Annotated in this window: 16 protein-coding genes; 6 read left to right on the top strand and 10 right to left on the bottom strand. The window is 46.0% G+C overall.

All coding sequences use genetic code 11. The features are described 5' to 3' along the window. Positions 1 to 191 precede the first annotated feature (191 nt). Positions 192 to 2,813 carry a DNA mismatch repair protein MutS gene (gene mutS / locus Q0R57_RS10230; RefSeq protein ID WP_294747007.1) on the top strand — a complete coding sequence of 874 codons (2,622 nt, stop codon included), beginning with the start codon at positions 192 to 194 and terminating at the stop codon, positions 2,811 to 2,813. Positions 2,814 to 2,886: 73 nt separating this feature from the next. On the opposite strand, the gene Q0R57_RS10225 is transcribed toward mutS, so the two are convergent. The 4 genes from Q0R57_RS10225 to polA form a co-directional block, all read right to left on the bottom strand. Continuing rightward, on the bottom strand, positions 2,887 to 3,387 hold the full coding sequence (locus Q0R57_RS10225) for a TonB-dependent receptor (RefSeq protein ID WP_294747005.1): 501 nt from the start codon (positions 3,385 to 3,387) through the stop codon (positions 2,887 to 2,889). Between the two features lie 8 nt (positions 3,388 to 3,395). Further along, the gene (lgt, locus tag Q0R57_RS10220; protein ID WP_294747004.1) at positions 3,396 to 4,235 is read right to left on the bottom strand and encodes a prolipoprotein diacylglyceryl transferase; all 840 of its coding nucleotides are present in this window, start codon (positions 4,233 to 4,235) and stop codon (positions 3,396 to 3,398) included. Positions 4,236 to 4,285: 50 nt separating this feature from the next. Next, entirely contained in the window at positions 4,286 to 5,386 is a 1,101-nt protein-coding gene (gene ychF, locus Q0R57_RS10215; protein WP_294747002.1) for a redox-regulated ATPase YchF, read from the bottom strand. A gap of 116 nt (positions 5,387 to 5,502) precedes the next feature. After that, positions 5,503 to 8,271 (bottom strand): DNA polymerase I, encoded by a 2,769-nt coding sequence (gene polA / locus Q0R57_RS10210; RefSeq protein WP_294747001.1) that lies wholly within the window; start codon positions 8,269 to 8,271, stop codon positions 5,503 to 5,505. An 86-nt stretch (positions 8,272 to 8,357) separates the two neighbouring features. Between polA and Q0R57_RS10205 the strand changes: the two genes are divergently transcribed. Then, positions 8,358 to 9,338, top strand: coding sequence for a polyprenyl synthetase family protein (locus Q0R57_RS10205; RefSeq protein WP_294746999.1), 981 nt, complete (start codon positions 8,358 to 8,360; stop codon positions 9,336 to 9,338). A 166-nt stretch (positions 9,339 to 9,504) separates the two neighbouring features. After that, entirely contained in the window at positions 9,505 to 10,035 is a 531-nt protein-coding gene (locus Q0R57_RS10200) for a hypothetical protein (protein ID WP_294746996.1), read from the top strand. Positions 10,036 to 10,091: 56 nt separating this feature from the next. Here Q0R57_RS10200 and deoC read toward each other — a convergent pair whose 3' ends face one another. Genes deoC through mnmG form a run of 6 tightly spaced genes read right to left on the bottom strand, consistent with a single transcriptional unit; the run spans position 10,092 to position 16,216 of the window. Beyond that, on the bottom strand, positions 10,092 to 10,982 hold the full coding sequence (deoC, locus tag Q0R57_RS10195; RefSeq protein ID WP_294746993.1) for a deoxyribose-phosphate aldolase: 891 nt from the start codon (positions 10,980 to 10,982) through the stop codon (positions 10,092 to 10,094). Between the two features lie 27 nt (positions 10,983 to 11,009). Continuing rightward, positions 11,010 to 11,336, bottom strand: a complete 327-nt coding sequence (locus Q0R57_RS10190; protein ID WP_294746991.1) for a nucleotide pyrophosphohydrolase — start codon at positions 11,334 to 11,336, stop codon at positions 11,010 to 11,012. Positions 11,337 to 11,391: 55 nt separating this feature from the next. Then, a complete protein-coding gene (gene dtd, locus Q0R57_RS10185) occupies positions 11,392 to 11,844 on the bottom strand; it encodes a D-aminoacyl-tRNA deacylase (RefSeq protein ID WP_294746989.1) in 453 nt (150 codons plus the stop codon). A gap of 56 nt (positions 11,845 to 11,900) precedes the next feature. Continuing rightward, positions 11,901 to 13,730, bottom strand: coding sequence for an excinuclease ABC subunit UvrC (uvrC, locus tag Q0R57_RS10180; protein ID WP_294746986.1), 1,830 nt, complete (start codon positions 13,728 to 13,730; stop codon positions 11,901 to 11,903). Positions 13,731 to 13,745: 15 nt separating this feature from the next. Continuing rightward, positions 13,746 to 14,273 (bottom strand): adenine phosphoribosyltransferase, encoded by a 528-nt coding sequence (locus Q0R57_RS10175; RefSeq protein WP_294746983.1) that lies wholly within the window; start codon positions 14,271 to 14,273, stop codon positions 13,746 to 13,748. 50 nt (positions 14,274 to 14,323) lie between these two features. Next, entirely contained in the window at positions 14,324 to 16,216 is a 1,893-nt protein-coding gene (gene mnmG, locus Q0R57_RS10170; RefSeq protein WP_294746980.1) for a tRNA uridine-5-carboxymethylaminomethyl(34) synthesis enzyme MnmG, read from the bottom strand. 115 nt (positions 16,217 to 16,331) lie between these two features. On the opposite strand from mnmG, the gene Q0R57_RS10165 reads away from it, so the two are divergent. From Q0R57_RS10165 to Q0R57_RS10155, 3 genes are all read left to right on the top strand, one after another. Further along, positions 16,332 to 17,744 carry a leucine-rich repeat domain-containing protein gene (locus tag Q0R57_RS10165; RefSeq protein ID WP_294746977.1) on the top strand — a complete coding sequence of 471 codons (1,413 nt, stop codon included), beginning with the start codon at positions 16,332 to 16,334 and terminating at the stop codon, positions 17,742 to 17,744. 207 nt (positions 17,745 to 17,951) lie between these two features. Then, positions 17,952 to 18,662: a succinate dehydrogenase/fumarate reductase cytochrome b subunit gene (locus tag Q0R57_RS10160; protein ID WP_294746974.1), complete on the top strand. Its 711-nt coding sequence runs from the start codon at positions 17,952 to 17,954 to the stop codon at positions 18,660 to 18,662. A gap of 27 nt (positions 18,663 to 18,689) precedes the next feature. Beyond that, positions 18,690 to 20,538: fumarate reductase/succinate dehydrogenase flavoprotein subunit (locus Q0R57_RS10155; RefSeq protein WP_294746971.1), on the top strand; the 1,849-nt coding region annotated here is incomplete at its 3' end.

Genomic DNA, 20,538 nt, shown 5'->3' with positions numbered 1-20,538 from the left:
TGGGAAAAAATTTTTTCTAGTTAGGGCGCAAATTTTTTAGGCAAACGAACACTTGTGTTTTCAAAAGTGGATGTCCGCTTTTCCAATGAGCAAGTTTAGTACTCGAAAAAAGAAGAAAAAACAAGTTTTCCTTTTGTTTTTCTCTCGTTTTTTTTGTAACTTTGCGGTCAGTTTTTAAATATTATGAAGTTATGGCGAAGAAAGATGGGGAACTGACCCCGATGATGAAGCAGTTTTTCGATTTGAAGGCGAAACACCCGGATGCAGTCATGCTGTTCAGGTGTGGCGACTTCTATGAGACCTACTGCGAAGATGCCATAACGGCCTCTCGCATCCTGGGTATCACGCTAACGCATCGAAATAATGGCGCTGGCGGCCTGGGCGATGAGATGGCGGGCTTTCCTCATCATGCGCTGGATACCTATCTGCCAAAGTTGATCAGAGCAGGTAAGCGTGTGGCTATCTGCGACCAGCTGGAGGACCCAAAACTGACGAAGAAACTGGTGAAGCGAGGCATCACGGAGTTGGTGACGCCAGGTGTGGCAATGTCGGATAACGTGCTGAATTACAAGGAGAACAACTTCCTAGCCAGCGTGCATTTCGGCAAATCTGCCTTTGGTGTGGCCTTCCTCGATATCTCTACTGGCGAGTTCCTGACAGGCGAGGGTACAGCTGACTATGTGGAGAAGCTTTTGGGGAACTTTCAACCCAAGGAAGTGCTCTTCGAACGGGGTCGTAAGCAGGACTTCGAACAGAAGTTTGGCAACCGCTTCTTTACCTTCCAGCTCGACGACTGGGTATATACTGACCAGACAGCGCGTCAGAAGTTGCTGAAGCACTTCCGCGTAAAGAACCTGAAGGGCTTTGGCGTAGATCATCTGCAGAGCGGCGTGATTGCTGCTGGGGCCATCCTGCAGTATCTTGAGCAGACGCAGCACACACAGATAGGGCATATCACATCTATCTCTCGCATCGAAGAGGATAAGTATGTGCGTCTGGATAAGTTTACTATCCGTTCGCTGGAATTGGTTTATCCCATGCAGGAAGACGGCAAATCGCTGCTCGACGTCATCGATAAAACGGTGTCGCCTATGGGTGGTCGCTTGCTGCGCCGCTGGGTGGTCTTTCCTCTCAAGGACGAGAAGCCCATCAACGAACGTCTGGATATCGTGGAGTATTACTACCGCGAGCCTGATTTCCGCCAATGCATAGACGAGCAGATTCATCGTATTGGCGACTTGGAGCGTATCATCTCGAAGGTGGCTGTGGGACGTGTATCGCCACGAGAAGTGGTGCAGCTGAAGACGGCCCTGCAGGCCATTCAGCCCATCAAGACGGCTTGTCTCTATGCCAACAACGAGGCGCTGAAAAGGGTAGGGGAACAGCTGAATCTCTGTGAGTCGCTGAGAGACCGCATAGAAAAGGAAATACAGAACGATCCACCACAGTTGGTGCAGAAGGGTGGGGTAATTCGCAACGGCGTGAATGACGAGCTCGACGAGTTGCGACAGATTGCCTATAGCGGAAAAGACTACCTGCTGAAGATTCAGGAACGTGAGGCAGAACAGACAGGAATCTCGTCGCTGAAGATAGGCTATAACAACGTGTTTGGCTATTATCTGGAGGTCAGAAACACTTACAAGGACCAAGTGCCTGCCGAGTGGGTTCGAAAGCAGACGCTGGCACAGGCAGAGCGCTATATCACACAGGAGTTGAAGGAATACGAAGAGAAGATTCTGGGTGCGGAAGACCGTATCCTGTCTCTTGAAGCCAAGCTCTTCAACGACCTGATACTGGGCATGCAGGAGTTTATTCCGCAGATTCAGATCAACGCCAATATCATTGCTCATCTGGACTGTCTGCTGTCGTTTGCCAAAGCGGCAGAGGAGAACCATTATATCCGTCCTGTCATCGATACCTCTGAGGTCATCGACATCAAGCAGGGCCGCCATCCTGTCATCGAAAAGGAACTGCCTATCGAGGAGCATTATGTGCCCAACGATATAGTCCTTGATAATGAACGACAGCAAATCATCATTATCACAGGTCCGAATATGGCTGGTAAATCGGCGCTGTTGCGTCAAACGGCGTTGATAGTACTACTCGCCCAGATAGGCTGTTTCGTGCCCGCAGAAGCCGCGAGAATCGGTCTGGTGGACAAAATATTCACTCGCGTGGGAGCCAGCGATAACATTTCATTGGGTGAATCAACGTTTATGGTGGAGATGACAGAGGCTTCGAACATCCTGAATAATGTGTCTTCTCGTTCTTTAGTGCTCTTCGATGAGTTAGGTCGAGGCACCTCTACTTATGATGGTATTTCTATCGCCTGGGCGATTGTGGAGTATCTCCACGAGAATGCGAAGGGCCATCCTCGTACACTCTTTGCTACGCACTATCATGAGTTGAACGAGATGGAGAAGAACTTCTCTCGCATCAAGAACTATAACGTCAGCGTAAAAGAGGTTGACGGAAAGGTGATATTCCTGCGTAAACTGGAGCGTGGTGGCTCTGAGCACTCCTTTGGTATCCATGTGGCAGAGATTGCAGGTATGCCTCGCTCTATCGTAAAGCGTGCTAACGTGATTCTGAAGCAGTTGGAGAGCGAGAACGCCCAGGTGGGTGGAGTAGGGAAGCCCACAGCAGAGATCGCCGCTTCTCGCGAGGGTATGCAACTCTCTTTCTTCCAGCTCGACGACCCCGTACTTTGTCAGGTTCGCGATGAAATCCTTGGCCTTGACGTCAACAACCTCACGCCCCTCGAAGCCCTCAACAAGCTTAATGACATCAAGAAGATAGTCTCAGGTAAATAAATGCTGGGTATTAAAAAATAAGCGCCACTTCCTAAATGAGAAGAGGCGCATATTTTTTATTGCTTGTCACTTATTATTTATGGGGATTGACGAAGTTGATGGGGAGGTTATATTTCGTCCGCACGACTTTTCCATTAAGTTTGCCAGGAGTCCATTTCGGCATCTTTTTGATCAAGCGATAGCCCTCCTTGGCGAAGAGTTTGGCGAATTGCTCCTTCAACTCTTTCTGCTTGGATTCCGTTTCCTGCGAGAATCTGGTCGTATTGAAACGGTTAATCTTGCAGTCGTGGGCGGAAATGTCTGATAATGAGCCGTCTTCGTTGACGAAGAACGTCATGATAACCTGTCCCTCTACGTCATAGTCCTGAGCTGCTTCAGGATACCGCACGTTCTTCTCGAAAAATTGCTTCAGCGCTTTTTGCCCTCCAGGGAACTGAGGAAGAGTCTTAGCGATCTCACCAACAGTCTTCTTCGTCCCTGTAGTGTCGTTTTTAACGCGAACGCTGTCTGCGCTTTGTGCTGTTGCGCCCATCGTCAGGGCAGCAAGCATAACGGATAAGATCGTTCTTTTCATATTTTCGTTTAAGCTACTTTTTTGGCTCTTATCATACAATAAACACCAATAATGATGAACGGAATACTGAGGATTTGTCCCATATCGAAGGGAAGCCCCTCTTCAAAGGCTTCCTGCACCTCCTTGAAGTACTCAATGAAGAAGCGGAAGGTGAAGATATAAGCTAAGCAGAGGCCAAAGTAAAAACCTGTGCCTACCTTCTGCGGCATCTTCTTGTAGAGGATGATCATCAGCAGGAAGAGTAGGGCATAGGCGATAGCTTCGTAGAGCTGTCCAGGATGACGCAACACCAAGTTATGATCATTTTGTACGAACCAGAAGGCCCAGGGCAGACTCTCATCTGTTACCTTTCCTACGATCTCTGAGTTCATCAGGTTGCCTATGCGGATGCAGCAGGCTGTGATGCCTGTGGCAATAGCGATATTGTCGAGCACAGTCCATACGGGCACCTTGAAGTGGCGTACATAGAGCAGCAGGGCTAGGATGAGTCCCAGGGTACCACCATGTGATGCAAGTCCCTGATAACCAGTCATGTGCCAGCCATCTGCAGTAATCTTGATGGGTAGTAGCATCTCCACGAAACCCTTCCACGAAGTAAGGAAATAATCAGGCTGGTAGAAGATGCAATGTCCCAAGCGAGCACCCACCAAGATGCCCAGGAAGCAGTAGATAAAGAGGGGCTCGAACTTCTCGTTGGGGATGTTTTGCTTCTTATACAGCCAGCGCACCATCAGATAGGCCATCGCCAGTCCGATGAGCCACATCAGCGAGTACCAGCGAATGCTGAAAGCACCAATGCTGAAGACCTCGAGCGAGGGGTTCCAAGTGATATATGAGAGAATATTCATATCGTTTGTTTTATCTAGTTATTCTAGATCATCTAGATGTTCTAGTCTTTCTAGACGTTGAAGCGGAAGTGCATGATATCGCCATCCTGCACCACGTAGTCCTTTCCCTCGACGGCGAGCTTTCCTGCCTCACGGACAGCAGCTTCGGAGCCGTATTTCAGGTAGTCCTCGTACTTGATGACCTCAGCGCGGATAAAGCCCTTTTCGAAGTCGGTGTGGATAACGCCAGCACACTGAGGAGCCTTCCAACCCTTCTTATAGGTCCACGCCTTCACCTCCATCTCACCAGCGGTGATAAAGGTCTCGAGATTCAGCAGGGCGTAAGCCTTCTTAATCAGACGGTTAACGCCGCTCTCCTCCAAACCTAATTCCTCCAGGAACATCTGCTTGTCCTCATAGCTCTCAAGTTCGGCGATATCCTCTTCTGTCTTAGCTGCGATAATCATCGTTTCGGCACCTTCTTCCTTGGCCAGCGCCTCTACTTTTTTGGTGAAGTCATTACCGTCTTTGGCATCGGCTTCGCCCACATTGCAGACGTAGAGAACGGGCTTTGAAGTAAGGAGGAAGAGGTTGCGGGCACAGTCTTGCTCGTCTTTGCTTTCAAACTCCACCACGCGGGCATTTTTTCCTTGGTCGAGGGCCTCCTTATAGGCCTTTAACACAGTTACTTCCACCTTAGCATCCTTGTTACCTGCTGCTGCTGCCTTCTCCGTCTTAGCCAGACGACCCTCGATAGTCTCAAGGTCCTTCAGCTGCAGCTCGGTATCGATGATTTCCTTGTCGCGGATGGGGTCGATAGTGCCGTCAACATGCGTGATGTTATCGTCCTCGAAACAACGTAGCACATGGATGATTGCATCCGTCTCGCGGATATTTCCAAGGAACTTATTTCCAAGACCTTCACCCTTCGAGGCACCCTTCACCAAACCTGCGATATCTACGATTTCACAGGTGGCAGGCACGATACGTCCTGGGTGTACAATCTCTGCAAGTTTTGTGAGGCGCTCATCAGGAACGGTGATAACGCCAACGTTGGGTTCTATTGTACAAAAAGGGAAATTTGCTGCCTGTGCCTTTGCACTAGACAGACAGTTGAAAAGTGTGGACTTACCCACGTTTGGGAGTCCCACAATACCACATTTTAATGCCATTTTCTTCTATAAACGTTTATAATCTGGGTGCAAAGGTACGAATTAATTCATAATTCATTATTCTTTTTTTAAAAAAGCGACAAAGTCGAGCGCATAATTCATAATTTTTAAGCAAATTAATGCGCTTCGAGCCAGTTTTTGCCGAATCCGCTATCTGCAACAAGGGGAACTTTCATGTCAAAGGCCGACTGCATCTCCTCTAACACGATGCGCTCTACTTGCTCTTTTTCTTCTGGATAGACAGAGAAGTTGAGTTCGTCGTGCACCTGAAGAATCATCTTACTCTTGATGCCCTCTTTTTTGAAGCGTTCGAAGATATGAATCATTGCCACCTTGATGATATCGGCAGCGGTGCCCTGAATGGGGGCGTTGATGGCGTTGCGCTCTGCAAAACCACGCACAGTGGCGTTCTGCGAGTTGATGTCTGGCAGATAGCGGCGACGTCCGAATAGGGTAGTGACGTAGCCTTGTTTGCGGGCTATCTCCTTGGATTGCTCCATGTAGTCGTGCACCTGTGGGAAAGTCTCAAAGTAGCCGTCAATCAGCATCTTAGCTTCATCGCGGGATATCTCAAGACGCTCTGCGAGACCAAAGACGGTGATGCCGTAAATGATACCGAAATTAGCTCGTTTTGACTTAGTGCGCTCATCGCGTGTCACCTCTTCAATGGGCTTTTTGTAGATGTTGGCGGCTGTGGCAGCATGCAGGTCTTTTCCTTCTTGGAACACACGAATCATATTCTCGTCTTGTGACAAATGGGCCATCACGCGCAACTCAATCTGACTATAGTCAGCCGAGAAGAACAGGCAGCCAGGCTCTGGGATGAAGGCCTTGCGAATCTCCTTTCCGTCCTCGCCGCGAATAGGAATATTCTGCAGGTTAGGGTCACTTGACGAGAGGCGTCCAGTAGCTGTGATGGTCTGATTGAACGAGGTGTGGATATGTCCTGTACGTGGGTTTATCAGCTTGGGAAGGGCCTCGATATATGTGCCAATGAGTTTCTTTAACCCTCTGTGTTCCAGAATGTCAGCAACGATTTCGTGTTTGCTGCGCAACTGCTGTAGCACTTCCTCGCTGGTCACATATTGTCCCGTCTTGGTCTTCTTGGCTTTCTCTACTATCTTCAGTTTTTCAAAGAGGATCTCACCCACCTGTTTTGGCGATGCAATATTAAAAGTCTGCCCAGCCAACTCGTAGATGCGTTTCTCTATCTCGTTCATACGGTCAGTCAGAATTTTGGAGGTCTCGGCAAGCGAGTCAGTATCCAGACACACACCGTTCATCTCCATCTCGGCCAGAACAGGCATCAGGGGCATCTCTATATTATAAAAGAGGTCTTCGCACTCGTTTTTCTTCAGTTCAGGTTCCAACTTGTTTTTCAGTTGCAGGGTGATGTCGGCATCCTCACAGGCATATTCGTAGACCTGAGAGGGTGGGAGGTCGCGCATCGATTTCTGACTCTTACCTTTCGGACCTATCAGTTCATCGATGTGGATGGTCTGGTAATTCAGATAGATCTCGGCCATGTAGTCCATGTTATGACGCAGTTCGGGTTGGATGAGATAGTGAGCAATCATGGTGTCCCACATCAGACCATCAAGATGGATATCATAATTTCGGAGCACCTCAAGGTCGTATTTCAAGTTTTGTCCGATTTTGAGAATCTTGGGGTTCTCATAGAGTGGTTTAAAGATATTAACAATTCGCAACGCTTCTTCACGATTGGTAGGAATGGGCACATAAAAAGCTTTGTGTTCCTCCACCGAGAAGCTCAAACCCACCAATTCTGCATCGATTGACGAGGTTGAAGTGGTTTCCGTATCTAGAACGAGAAAATCTTTTGTTAAGAAAAAGTCACAAAGTTTGACCAAATCCGCCTCATTTTCAACGAGTTTGTATTCATGAGGGGTCGTTTTAAGGGTCTCAAAACTCGAAAATTCTGAGCCGCCTGTACCCTCGGGCGCAAATTCTGCAAACAAATCGAGTTGCGCGTTAACAGGTTTTGCCACTTTTTCAGGCTTTTTAAGAACTCGGTTAGTCAGCGTCTTAAACTCAAGTTCGGTGAAGAGTGCCGACAATTTTTCCTCGTCAGGTGACTGCAACCTCAAATCGTCAAGATTGAGGTCTATGGGTACCTCAGTGCAGATGGTGGCCAAGAAATATGACATGCGGATATCTTCAACATGATCTTCCACCTTCGTCTTTAGTGCCCCCTTTAATTCATTGGTGCGCTGTAAGAGTTCATCTACGGAGTTGAAGTCGTTGATGAGTTTCGTGGCTGTTTTTTCACCCACACCAGGACAACCAGGAAAATTATCGGCAGAATCGCCCATTAACGCCAAAAGGTCGATGACTTGGAGTGGGGTAGTGATGCCGTATTTATCGCAAACCTCCTTCGGTCCCATCACTTCATAGCCGCCTCCGTGTCTTGGGCGGAAGATCTTGACTTTATCAGTAACCAATTGTCCGTAATCCTTGTCGGGCGTCAGCATATATGTCTCTATGCCTTCGATGGAATCGCTCTTTTTAGCTAACGTGCCAATCACATCGTCTGCCTCGTAACCATCGACTTGCAACACAGGGATTCGATAAGCAGTCAACAGGTCTTTGATGATAGGTACTGCTTTGCGAATATCTTCAGGTGTGGCCTCACGCTGGGCTTTATATGCAGGAAACTGTTCGCTGCGGAAGGTTGGCCCGTGGGGGTCGAAAGCCACACCTATGTACTTTGGTTGTTCCTTTTCGATAACCTCTTGCAAGGTGTTGACGAAGCCAATGATGGCTGACGTGTTGAGACCCTTGGAGTTGATGCGAGGGTTCTTGATAAATGCATAATACGACCTGTAAATGAGGGCGTAGGCGTCGAGTAAAAAGAGCTTATCCATACGATATTCAGAATTTTCGTGTAAAATTACTAAAAAAATAATCAATATCGAGATATTTTCTGTAATTTTGTGGCAAAATTATGAAAATGGACCCATTATCGCTCATAAAACAACCCATTGAACAAGAATTCAGCGAATTTACTGAACTCTTTAGTCAAACGCTGACACATGGTGATCATCTTCTTGCAGAAGTGCTGAGTCATATCAGACAGCGTGGTGGTAAACGTATGCGCCCCATCCTGACGTTGCTTATTGCTAAGAACTATGGCGGCGTAACGATGGCTACACAACATGCTGCTATCGGCTTGGAGTTGCTGCATACGGCATCGCTGGTACACGATGATGTGGTAGACGAGAGTGAAGAACGTCGTGGACAGGCCTCGGTGAATGCTACGTATAATAATAAGGTAGCGGTGCTAACAGGTGATTTCATCCTCTCTACTGCCTTGTTGAATGTCTCGTACACGAATAACCAGCGTATCATAGAGAACCTGGCACAGTTGGGTCGTACGTTGGCCAGCGGTGAACTGCTACAGCTGTGGAACATTAGCAATAAAGACATTTCTGAGGATATATACTATGATGTAATCAAGCAGAAGACGGCTGTGTTGTTCGAGTCGTGCGCTGCTATCGGAGCTCTTTCTGCAGGTGCAACAGATGATGATGTAGCACAGGCAGCACGTTTTGGTCAGAATCTGGGTATCATGTTCCAAATTCGTGACGATATTTTTGACTATTACGATTCAAAGGAAATAGGTAAACCTACGGGTAATGATATGGCAGAAGGCAAGCTGACACTACCCGTGATTTATGCGCTGAACCAGAACCCGCAGTATGAATCGATGATGAATCTGGCCAGAAAGGTGAAGGCGGGCACCATCAACACCGATGAAATCGCTGTTTTGGTGGAGTTTACCAAACAACATGGTGGAATTGACTACGCAGAGAAACGTATGGAAGACTTCCATCGTGAGGCATTGAAATATTTGGAAGAGTCGGTAAAAGATGATGCTATCCGCGTTTCTCTGAGTGCCTATCTGGACTATGTGATTCAGCGTAAGAAATAGTAAAAATCGGCATTTTTACACTTTTTATCCTCCTTTTTGATGGACATTTGGGAAAAAATGTCTAACTTTGCCGTGTTTTCTTGTAACGATGAACCCAAAACGAAAAAGAACAGGACTAAAAATAGGCACCATCGGCATTGCCTTCATGTGTGTTTTCTTGTGTGGAATGATGTATATTTCGTTCCGCCCAGATACGCTTAAGATGTTCCATTGGTTTAAAGTCTTCGGACTGCTTGACTATCTGGAAGAGCTTCAACATAATCCGGCGCGTGTTCCTTCTTGGATGCTCTACAACTTACCTGATGGTATCTGGCTCTTCGCCTATAGTATCCTTATAGGTTGCTTTTGGAACTTCAAGATCAAAGACTGTTGGATGTTTATTCTCGTGATGCCTTTCATCTGCATTCCTCACGAATTTCTACAGGGTTTAGGCATCATGCACGGCACTTATGATGCTTCGGATGTGCTGGCTTATATGCTGGCCATCATAGCCGGTTTTACCTATATTTCTATCGTACACCGATTGGCTTTTAGTGATGTCGATAGGGTAGAGCGACGACGAACAAGTACAGGTAAACTCGCACTGACCCTGTGCTGCTTTGTACTCTTTGTACTTCTGGCTATTGGAAGTGACGATACAGTAGGACGTATCAGTGCAGGAACAGGAGAGGTAAATGCCATTAATGAGCTTTGGTAAAAGCATAAAAAACGAGGAATGACACCATTCCTCGTTTCTTTTATAATGAGAATATCTTAGAAGAACTTAACTTCTTTGCCTATTACTTCGCTGAGCAAAAGGTTTGCAAGACGACTTGTACCCATGCGGAACCATTTGTTGGTAAGCCATTTCTCGCCCAGGACCTCTTTTACTATCGTGTAGTATATCAGTGCATCCATAACGCTGTTAAGGCCTCCAGCGGGCTTAAAACCTATTTGTATGCCTGTCTGGTCGTAGTATTCCTTAATGGCCTGACACATGACGTAGGCAGCCTCGGGTGTAGCAGCAGGCTCCAGTTTTCCTGTTGATGTCTTAATGTAATCGCCACCAGCATACATTGACAGGATAGAAGCAATCTTGATATTCTTAGCGGTTTTCAGACAGCCTGTTTCCAGAATCACCTTCATATCTTTCTCGCCACAGGCCTCTTTCTGCTGCTGAATCTCATCGACAACAGTCTCAAAATCGCCATCCAGGAAAGCCCCAACATTCATAACGATATCAATCTCGGTGGCACCATCTTTCACAGCAAGAGAGGTCTCAACGGTCTTTACCTCAATGAGGCTCTGACTGCTGGGGAAACTGCCTGATACACAGGCCACTTCTACTCCTTCTACCTCCAATGTTTCACTCACCACTTTGGCGAATTTAGGATACACGCAGATGGTGGCCACATGGGGAAGGTCGGGGTAGGCTTCTTCAAACTGGTTCACTTTCTCTGTGAAAGCCATTACTGATGTCTCACTATCTGTCGTTTTCAATGTGGTCAATTCCACGCTACCCATCAGGAATTTCTTCACTTCGGGGGTATCGTTGAGGGGAACTTTCTCGGCTATGATTTTCTTCACAGCGTCTTTCACTTCCTCGTCGCTGATGTCGAGGTTGTACTTGTTGAGCACCTGCTCAATTTTACTCATTTCTGCCATAGTAATTATGTTTAAAGTTTGAATTTATTATGCTTTGAGCTTAGGGTTTTCTATATGTCGCAAAGCGTCTCTTTTTGTCTTCTTTTCAATAGACTTCTGAAGCTCCTCAGTAAGGTCGACACCAGTCTGATTAGCCAGGCAAATCAGTACCCACAGCACGTCAGCCATCTCTTCTCCGAGATTCTCCTTTTCACCAGCTTTGAAGCTTTGGTCTCCGTATTTACGTGCCATTACTCGTGCCAGTTCGCCAACTTCCTCGGTTAGTACTGCCATATTTGTCAATTCTGAGAAATACCGTACACCGTATTCCTTAATCCATTGGTCTACAATCTGTTGTGCTTCCTTTATAGTCATTATTTCTGTTGTTGTTATTCTCCCCTTCCCTTTGGAGCGGGTAGGGGGGAGGCTTTTATTCTTTATTCTTCGTATCCATACAGATGGTTACGGGGCCATCGTTTAACAGCTCTACCTTCATGTCAGCGCCAAACTCTCCTGTTCCTACTGGTTTGCCAATAGCTTCAGAAAGCTTAGTGCAGAACGCTTCGTAGAGTGGGATAGAGTGTTCGTGGCTACCTGCTCTAAACCAAGAGGGGCGGTTGCCTTTCTTGTAGCTGGCAAATAGAGTAAACTGGCTGATTACCAAACAGTTACCGTCTGCATCAAGTATCGAACGATTCATGACGTCGTTCTCATCACCAAATACTCGTAGGTTAGCTATTTTTTTCACCAGCCACTCTACATCCTCTGTAGTATCTTCGTCACATACTCCTAACAGAATCAAATAACCCTGCTGGATCTGGCTTTTCACTACGCCTTCTATGGTGACGCTTGCATGACTGACGCGTTGTATGACTGCTCTCATGTTGCAAAGATAAATATTATTTTTGAAACCGCCAAACTTTTCACTTTACTTTATGCCTATTTCCTACTATGGAAGTGGTCGTATACAATCTTTGCTTTTGCTTCTCCCACAATAGAAGTTAATTCTGCTAATGGTGCCTCTTGAATTTTACGAACTGTTTTCAGGGCATTTAGAAGCGCCTCGCAGCTCTTTGGACCTATGCCCTTGATGGTGTCAAGCTCTGACGTCAAAGCACGCTTAGAACGCTTATTTCTATGAAATTCTATGGCAAACCTATGCACCTCGTCTTGTAATTGTGAGAGCACGTAAAATAACTCTGAGTCTGTTTTAAGTTGAACACTCATCGGTGGAAAACCAAAGAGCAGTTCGTTGGTGCGGTGACGATCGTTCTTTGCAAGTCCTGCAATGGGTATATCGAGGTTTAACTCATCCTGAATGACCTGTCGTATAACTTCCATTTGACCTTTGCCACCATCGGCTACAATAAGGTCGGGTAGTGGCTGTTCTTCTTCAATCAGACGGGAGTAACGACGATGAACAACCTCTTTCATAGATGCATAATCGTCAGGTCCAGAGACTGTTTTAATGTTATAGTGTTTGTAGTCTTTCTTGCTGGGTTTCATGGATTTAAACACCACACAGGCGGCCACAGCATCTGTTCCAGAGATGTTAGAATTATCGAAACATTCTATTTGATAAGGCATCTTAGGCAACCCGAGTTTTTCCTGTAGTTCTTTCATCAGTCGAACCTGTTTTTGTTCAGGATTTAACTTTTCTGCCTGCTTCAAACGGTCGAATTTGTACTGCTTACAGTTCATGATAGAGAGGTCGAGTAGGGTCTTTTTGTCTCCAAGTTTAGGTGTGGTGAATCTTACGTTCTCCAAAATACTCTCCATCTCCATAGGTATTATGATCTCTTTGGCATCGCTTTTAAATCGTTCACGTAATTCAATAATACCTAACTGCAACAGCTCTTCATCACTCTCGTTCAGTTTCTTCTTGTATTCTATGGTAAAACTCTGATTGATACAGCCGTTAGATACGTGTATATAGTTGATATAGGCTATTTTTTCGTCACTGGTTATTGAAAATACATCCACATTATTGATAGTGTGACTCACTACCTCGCTTTTACTCACAAAACCATCAAGTGCGAGGTATTTCCTTTTCACTTCTTCTGCCTCTTCAAAACGTAATTCCTCGCTTAGTTTCAGCATTTCGTCCTTCAAATCTCGTAATACTTGTCGCGTATTTCCTTTTAGTATTTCTCGTGCCTGAAGAATGTTCTTTTGGTAGTTCTCGTACGACTGCCTTGCTACGCAGGGACCTAAGCATTTTTTGATATGAAAGTCCAGACAAACCTTATATTTTTTATTTTCAATTCCTTCTTTTGTAATGGGCTGTCGACAAGTGCGAGGATGGTATAGTTCTTTGATGATGTCGAGTACAGCATACATTGTTCCTATGTGAGAATACGGCCCGTAATACGACCCCCATTTCTTGTTGATAGTACGCGTTTTAAATATACGTGGGAAATACTCATTTGTAACACAAATACTAGGGTAGGTTTTTCCGTCTTTCAACAGGACATTATAGCGTGGGTTGTACTTTTTTATGAGTGAATTTTCCAGTAATAGGGCGTCTTCTTCAGTGTTAACAACCGTGTAACTGATATCATATATCTTTGAGACAAGAACGGCTGTCTTAAAACGGTCCACCTCTGAGTGAAAATAGGTGGATACGCGCGATTTCAAGTTCTTTGCTTTACCTACATAGATGATGGTGTGGGTATCGTCATAGAACTGGTAGCTGCCAGGTTTATCAGGCAACCGCCTTACAATATCTCGCAGATATTCAAGCCTTTTCTCGTTCTCTTCCTTTGTCATGTTTCACGTGAAACACTAAATTGTCAAAAGCGTTGTCAAATCGATATCTTTGAACTCATCACGACCATGCAACCCTTCGTCTGTAATCTCAATGATGAAGTTCATATATACCTTCTTTGGATGAAAGTGCTGTACCAACTTGTAAGCAGCTTTGGCTGTACCTCCTGTTGCTAAGAGGTCATCGTGAATAAGTACCACGTCATCAGGCTCGATAGAATCGATGTGCATTTCTATGGTATCAACACCATATTCTTTTGAGAACGACTCCTTAATAACTGTTGAAGGCAGCTTACCTGGTTTGCGTGCTAATACAACGCCAGCTCCAAGACGATAGGCGAGTGCTGCGGCTAAAATAAACCCACGACTCTCAATGCCTACAATTTTGGTGATGCCTTTATCTTTATAAATCTCATAAAGATCATCAACCATAATTTTCATGCACTCGGCGTTTTTGTAGAGTGTCGTCACGTCACGAAAATTAATTCCTTTCTTTGGGAAATCTGGAATGCATCTCAGATTGTCAATCAGTACTTTGTTGTTCATTTTCAGTCAGTTATATATGTTACACATTATGTCCTGTTTCACGTGAAACATTAGCGTCCCATGAGTACCAGCAGTACGTTGATGTCGCTAGGTGAGACGCCAGGAATACGACTTGCCTGTGCCAAAGTCTCGGGGTCAATGGCCTTCAATTTTTGACGGCATTCGGTGGAGAGTCCGTTCAGGTCTTCGTAATTAAAGTGACCTTTGATGCGAATATTTTCCAGACGATGCATTTTCTCTGCAACCAGTCGTTCACGCTCTATATATCCTTTATATTTGATACGAATCTCGGCAGCCTCGGCAATTTCTTCCATTCTGTTAGGCAAGCGTCCGATGAATTCGTGTAGTTCTGGAATTATTTCTGAAAGATTCTTTATGTTTAACTGTGGACGAGCTATCAAGTCCTCGAGTTTCACACCAAACTGGAGTGGGGTGGTGCCAAGCCGTTCTAAAGCAGGATTGATTTCCTTGGCTTTAATAGGGAATGTCTTGCAAAAACTTTCGATTCTTTCGATAGCATTTTTCTTTTCCATCCACCAATCATAACGATCCTTTTTGGCCAATCCTATATGATAAGAACGCTCCGTCAGTCGAGAGTCAGCGTCATCTTGGCGTAGTAAAATACGGTACTCAGCTCGAGAGGTGAACATACGATATGGCTCGTCAACACCTTTCGTCACCAGATCATCAATCAACACTCCGATGTATGATTCATCGCGATGCATCACAAATTCTTCGGTTCCATCGCACTTCAATGCGGCATTGATACCTGCTACTAATCCTTGTCCGGCAGCCTCTTCATAGCCTGTTGTTCCGTTTACCTGACCCGCAAAGAACAATCCATTAATTATCTTAGATTCCAACGAATGTTTAAGTTGCGTTGGATCAAAGAAATCGTACTCTATTGCATAGCCCGGACGATATACCTTGGCGTTTTCCAATCCAGGAATCATTCTTAGCGCATTGATTTGTACGTCCATGGGTAATGATGACGAGAAGCCATTTAAATACATCTCGTTAGTCTCTGACCCTTCTGGCTCTAAGAATAATAGATGTTTGTCTCGATCAGGGAATGTTACTAGTTTTGTTTCTATGGATGGACAATAGCGTGGTCCAATCGATTGGATTTGTCCATTATACAATGGAGAGTCCGCTAATCCTGAGCGAAGTATGTCATGTACTTCTGGATTCGTATAACATTCCCAACAAGGGAGTTGGGGAAGTGTGGGTTGGGCTTGATGATTCTCAGGGGTGCCATTGTAATAAGAGAAGCGATATGGGCGACTTTCTCCGTCTTGTTGGCGAAGCTTAGAAAAATCTATGCTGCGTTTGTCAATACGTACTGGTGTGCCTGTCTTCATACGTGCAGAGCGAATACCGTGTTGGGTGATGCTCTCTGTCAGTCGTTCTGCTGCCGGTTCCGCAATTCGCCCACCTTTTACCATCTTTCGACCTATGTGCATCAATCCATTTAGAAAGGTTCCTGCAGTTATCACCACACTTTTTGCACGAATCTCCGTTCCCCAGATGGTCTTTACGCCAACGGCAGTACCATTCTCTACCAACAGTTCGTCAACCTGGTCCTGCCAAATGTCTAAATTTTCGGTTTCATCGAGAACGCGACGCCATTCCCAGATGAACTTACCACGGTCACATTGGGCACGAGGACTCCAAACAGCAGGTCCTTTTCCCACATTCAACATTCGGAATTGTATGGCTGTAGCATCTGTTACACGTCCCATTTGCCCTCCCAGCGCATCAATCTCTCGCACAATCTGTCCCTTGGCAATACCGCCAACGGCAGGATTACACGACATTTGCGCAATCTTGTTCATATCCATGGTCACAAGCAGCGTCTTCGCACCCATATTTGCCGAGGCACATGCAGCCTCGCAACCAGCATGTCCGCCACCCACGACTACAACGTCATAATGTAATATCATCAGTATCTTTTAGAAAATTCCGTTGCAAAATTACAAAAAGTTCTGCAAAAAGACCTCATCTTTCAAAAAAATACATTAATTTTGCACGCTATAATCATTAAAAAGTAAAAACGGTATGTTGAAAAAGGCTCGAGTAGTAGGGTGGTCCTTGTTTTTGGGTGCTGTCAGCATGATGATGTCATCGTGCATGAAAGACCGTGGTGGCAGTGAAGATTTTATCACGAAGCCTTACATCAAGAATGAATATTATACAGACGGTACGCTATATTATGACTTGGACCATAAACAGGCCAGCGTTATAGGTACCGACGGCGGCGCTTCAGAAATCGTTGTTCCAAATGCCATTAGCATCAACGATGTGATTTATCCCATTACCCGTATGAAAAATCTGGGTGTCTTTACAGCAAAGGAAGATTATCTTAATAATCATGGGGTGACCAACAATCAGTCTTTGCGTTCGCTAACCGTTGGTTATAATGTCAACTCTTTTAGTTCTGACAATGGTGAGAACCCGCTGTTTGTAAGAAACCCAGAGGAACGGACAGAAGAAGAATCTATGTACATTCCTCAGACAACTCCCAGATATGTGAGACGCTATCCGTTAGAGAATATCAACGTGTGGACAGGTAATACGACGTTCGATGCCCGAGAAGGCTGTAATGCTATAGTATGGTCTAATCAAAGTAAGATTATGATTGGCGGGTTCGACAGTTCTATTCATTCCTCCATCAAGGAAATTGGCGATTTTGCCTTTGTCAACAGCCATAACTTTTTGGCATCGCCCAGTCATGATAATTTGATTAGGGTAGGTGAGTCTGCCTTTCAGGACTGTGGTTTTGTGAAGCTGCAACTGCCATCATCATTGGAATCGATAGGACGATGTGCTTTTGCCAACAACTTTCTGCGTACTCTTTCTATACCTGCATCAGTATCAGAGATTGGCGAATTTGCTTTCTTTGACAACATGCTGGAAACAATCATTGTGGAGTCAGGCAATAAGACCTTTGACTCACGCGATAATTGTAATGCTGTTATCCTAACGGAAACGAACGAACTCATTATGGGTTGTGAAAAAACGGTGATTCCCGATAATGTGGAAATAATAGGTAAGGGTGCTTTCATGGAGTGTAAGACGATGGCCGATGTCAGTTGGCCCAAGTCCCTGCACCGCATTGATGACTATTCATTTTTGAAATGTGAAGCCTTCAATAAGCTTGATTTGCCAGAAGGACTTGACAGTATTGGCGCGTCTGCTTTCTATGGCTGTTCTGGGCTTACCATAGTCAACATTCCCAGTACGGTGACATATATTGGGAAAGGTGCTTTCCGTAACTGCAGTCAGTTGGCAGAATATGGCTCTTATGTTAAACTTCATACAGCCGACCCTTCGGCGATAGATCCGTCTGTCTTTAGTTTTAGCGACGACAAGAAGGTACATCAACTGCTGGTTCCCCAAGGCTCGCTTAGCCTTTATCAGAATTCACGATGGAGCAATTATTTCCAGGAGATAGACGAGAGCGTGGAGTAGGCTTTGTGTGGAAAATATAAAAATAATGACAAACAAATGAGATTTCTAACCTAAAAAGTTTGAAATCTCATTATTTTTGATTAACTTTGCGACCTCAATACGTGTGTACGTACTAAATTATAAGTAAAGAAAAGGTGCCTGTGAGGGTGCTTAAATGCTGACAATAAATCTAAAAACTCATATTAATTCATTAATTTTCAATCATTTATGTGGTTATTTAATTCATCAATTGGTAGAAAGGTGGTGATGTCGGTAACAGGCATCTCGCTGATTCTGTTTTTGACGTTCCATTGCTGCATGAACTTGGTTGCACTGTTTTCGGGTGATGCTTACAACATGATTTGTGCATTGCTCGGTGCAAACTGGTATGCTGTAGTGGCTACGCTGGGTCTGGCAGGTTTGGCCGTGGCTCACATCGTGTATGCTTTCATCCTGACGGCTCAAAACCGTAAGGCTCGTGGCGACAACCGTTATGAGGTGGCTACGACCGTGAATGCCGGTAAGGTAGAGTGGGCATCTAAGAACATGCTTGTGCTGGGTATTATCATCTGCCTGGGTCTGCTGCTGCACTTGTTCAACTTCTGGTACAACATGATGTTTGCCGAGATTATTGGTATGCAAGTGGCTCACGATCCTGCTGACGGTTTTGCTTTCATGCAGGACACATTTAGCAATCCTGTCTTTGTAGTGCTCTACATCATCTGGTTCGTGGCCATCTGGTTCCACCTGACTCATGGTTTCTGGAGCTCTCTGCAGACTCTTGGTTTGAGTGGCAAGACATGGTTCTGCCGTTGGAAGACCATTGGCTTCATCTATGTTACCCTGCTTATTCTGGGTTTCATTGCTGTAGTACTCGCATTCTTCTTCGGTTGCGCTCCTTCACTCTGTAATGGCGCTTGCTGCAGTATCTGCTGCTAATAATCAATTATTAAATTTGAAAGAATTATGGCTAAAGTATTAGATTCAAAGATTCCCGCAGGACCAGTGCCTGAGAAATGGAAGGAATATAAGGCTCATCAGCGTCTCGTAAACCCGAAGAATAAGCTGAAGCTCGACGTCATCGTAGTTGGTACCGGTCTGGCTGGTGCTTCTGCAGCTGCTTCTCTTGGTGAGATGGGCTTCAATGTGATTAACCTGTGCATTCAGGACTCTCCCCGTCGCGCTCACTCTATCGCCGCTCAAGGTGGTATCAACGCCGCCAAGTGCTATCAGAACGATGGTGACTCTATCTACCGTCTGTTCTACGATACTGTAAAGGGTGGTGACTATCGTGCTCGCGAGGCCAACGTTTATCGTTTGGCTGAGGTATCAAACAATATTATCGACCAGTGCGTGGCTCAGGGTGTTCCCTTTGCTCGTGAGTATGGTGGCATGCTGGCCAACCGTTCGTTCGGTGGTGCTCAGGTAAGCCGTACGTTCTACGCCAAGGGTCAGACGGGTCAGCAGCTGCTGCTGGGTGCCTATAGCTCACTGAGCTGTCAGGTCAAGGCTGGTAAGGTAAAGTTGTACACTCGTTATGAGATGGAAGACGTGGTCATCGTTGATGGTCGTGCTCGTGGTATCATCGCCAAGAACCTGATCACAGGTAAGCTGGAGCGCTTCTCAGCTAACGCTGTTGTCATCGCTACTGGTGGTTATGGTAACACTTACTTCCTCTCTACCAACGCTATGGGTTGTAACTGTACTGCTGCTGTTCAGTGCTATCGTAAGGGTGCTTACTTTGCTAATCCTTCTTACGTTCAGATTCACCCCACCTGTATCCCTGTTCACGGTGACAAGCAGTCTAAGCTGACGCTGATGTCTGAGTCGCTGCGTAACGATGGTCGTATCTGGGTTCCAAAGAAGATTGAGGATGCCAAGGCTCTGCAGGCTGGTACCAAGCAGGGTTGGGAGATTCCCGAGGAGGATCGCGACTACTATCTGGAGCGCCGTTATCCTGCATTCGGTAACCTCGTTCCTCGTGACGTGGCCTCTCGTGCCGCAAAGGAGCGCTGCGACAAGGGCTTTGGCGTGAACAACACGGGTCTGGCTGTGTTCCTCGACTTCTCTGAGTCAATCAACCGTCTGGGTATCGACGTGATCATGCAGCGTTATGGCAACCTCTTCGAGATGTACGAGGAAATCACCGACGTATTCCCTGGCGATGTTGCTAACGAGATCAATGGTGTGAAGTACTACAAGCCGATGATGATCTATCCCGCTATCCACTACACGATGGGTGGTATCTGGGTTGACTATGAGTTGCAGACCTCTATTCCTGGTCTGTTCGCTATCGGTGAGTGTAACTTCTCTGACCACGGTGCTAACCGTCTGGGTGCTTCTGCTCTGATGCAGGGTCTGGCCGATGGTTACTTCGTGCTGCCTTACACCATCCAGAACTATCTGGCTGACCAGAGCATCTGGGGTAAGATCTCTACCGACCTGCCTGAGTTCGACGCTGCCGAGAAGGCTGTTGACGCAGAACTCGACCGTCTGCTGAACATCAAGGGTAAGCGTTCTGTTGATTCTATCCATAAGGAGCTGGGTCACATCATGTGGGAGTATGTTGGTATGGGTCGCACCGCTGAGGGCCTGAAGACTGGTCTGAAGAAGATGCACGAGCTCGAGAAGGAGTTCGACACCAACCTCTTCGTTCCTGGTTCTAAGGAAGGTCTGAACATCGAGCTCGACAAGGCTATCCACCTGCGTGACTTCTTCACCATGGGTCAGCTCGTAGCTTTCGACGCTCTCTCTCGTAACGAGTCTTGCGGTGGTCACTTCCGCGAGGAGTATCAGACCGAGGAAGGCGAGGCTA

The organism is uncultured Prevotella sp. (assembly GCF_946407605.1).
Taxonomy (GTDB): Bacteria; Bacteroidota; Bacteroidia; order Bacteroidales; family Bacteroidaceae; genus Prevotella.
Note: the sequence above shows the minus strand (reverse complement) of the source record. Positions and strands in the feature narration are given on the sequence as shown.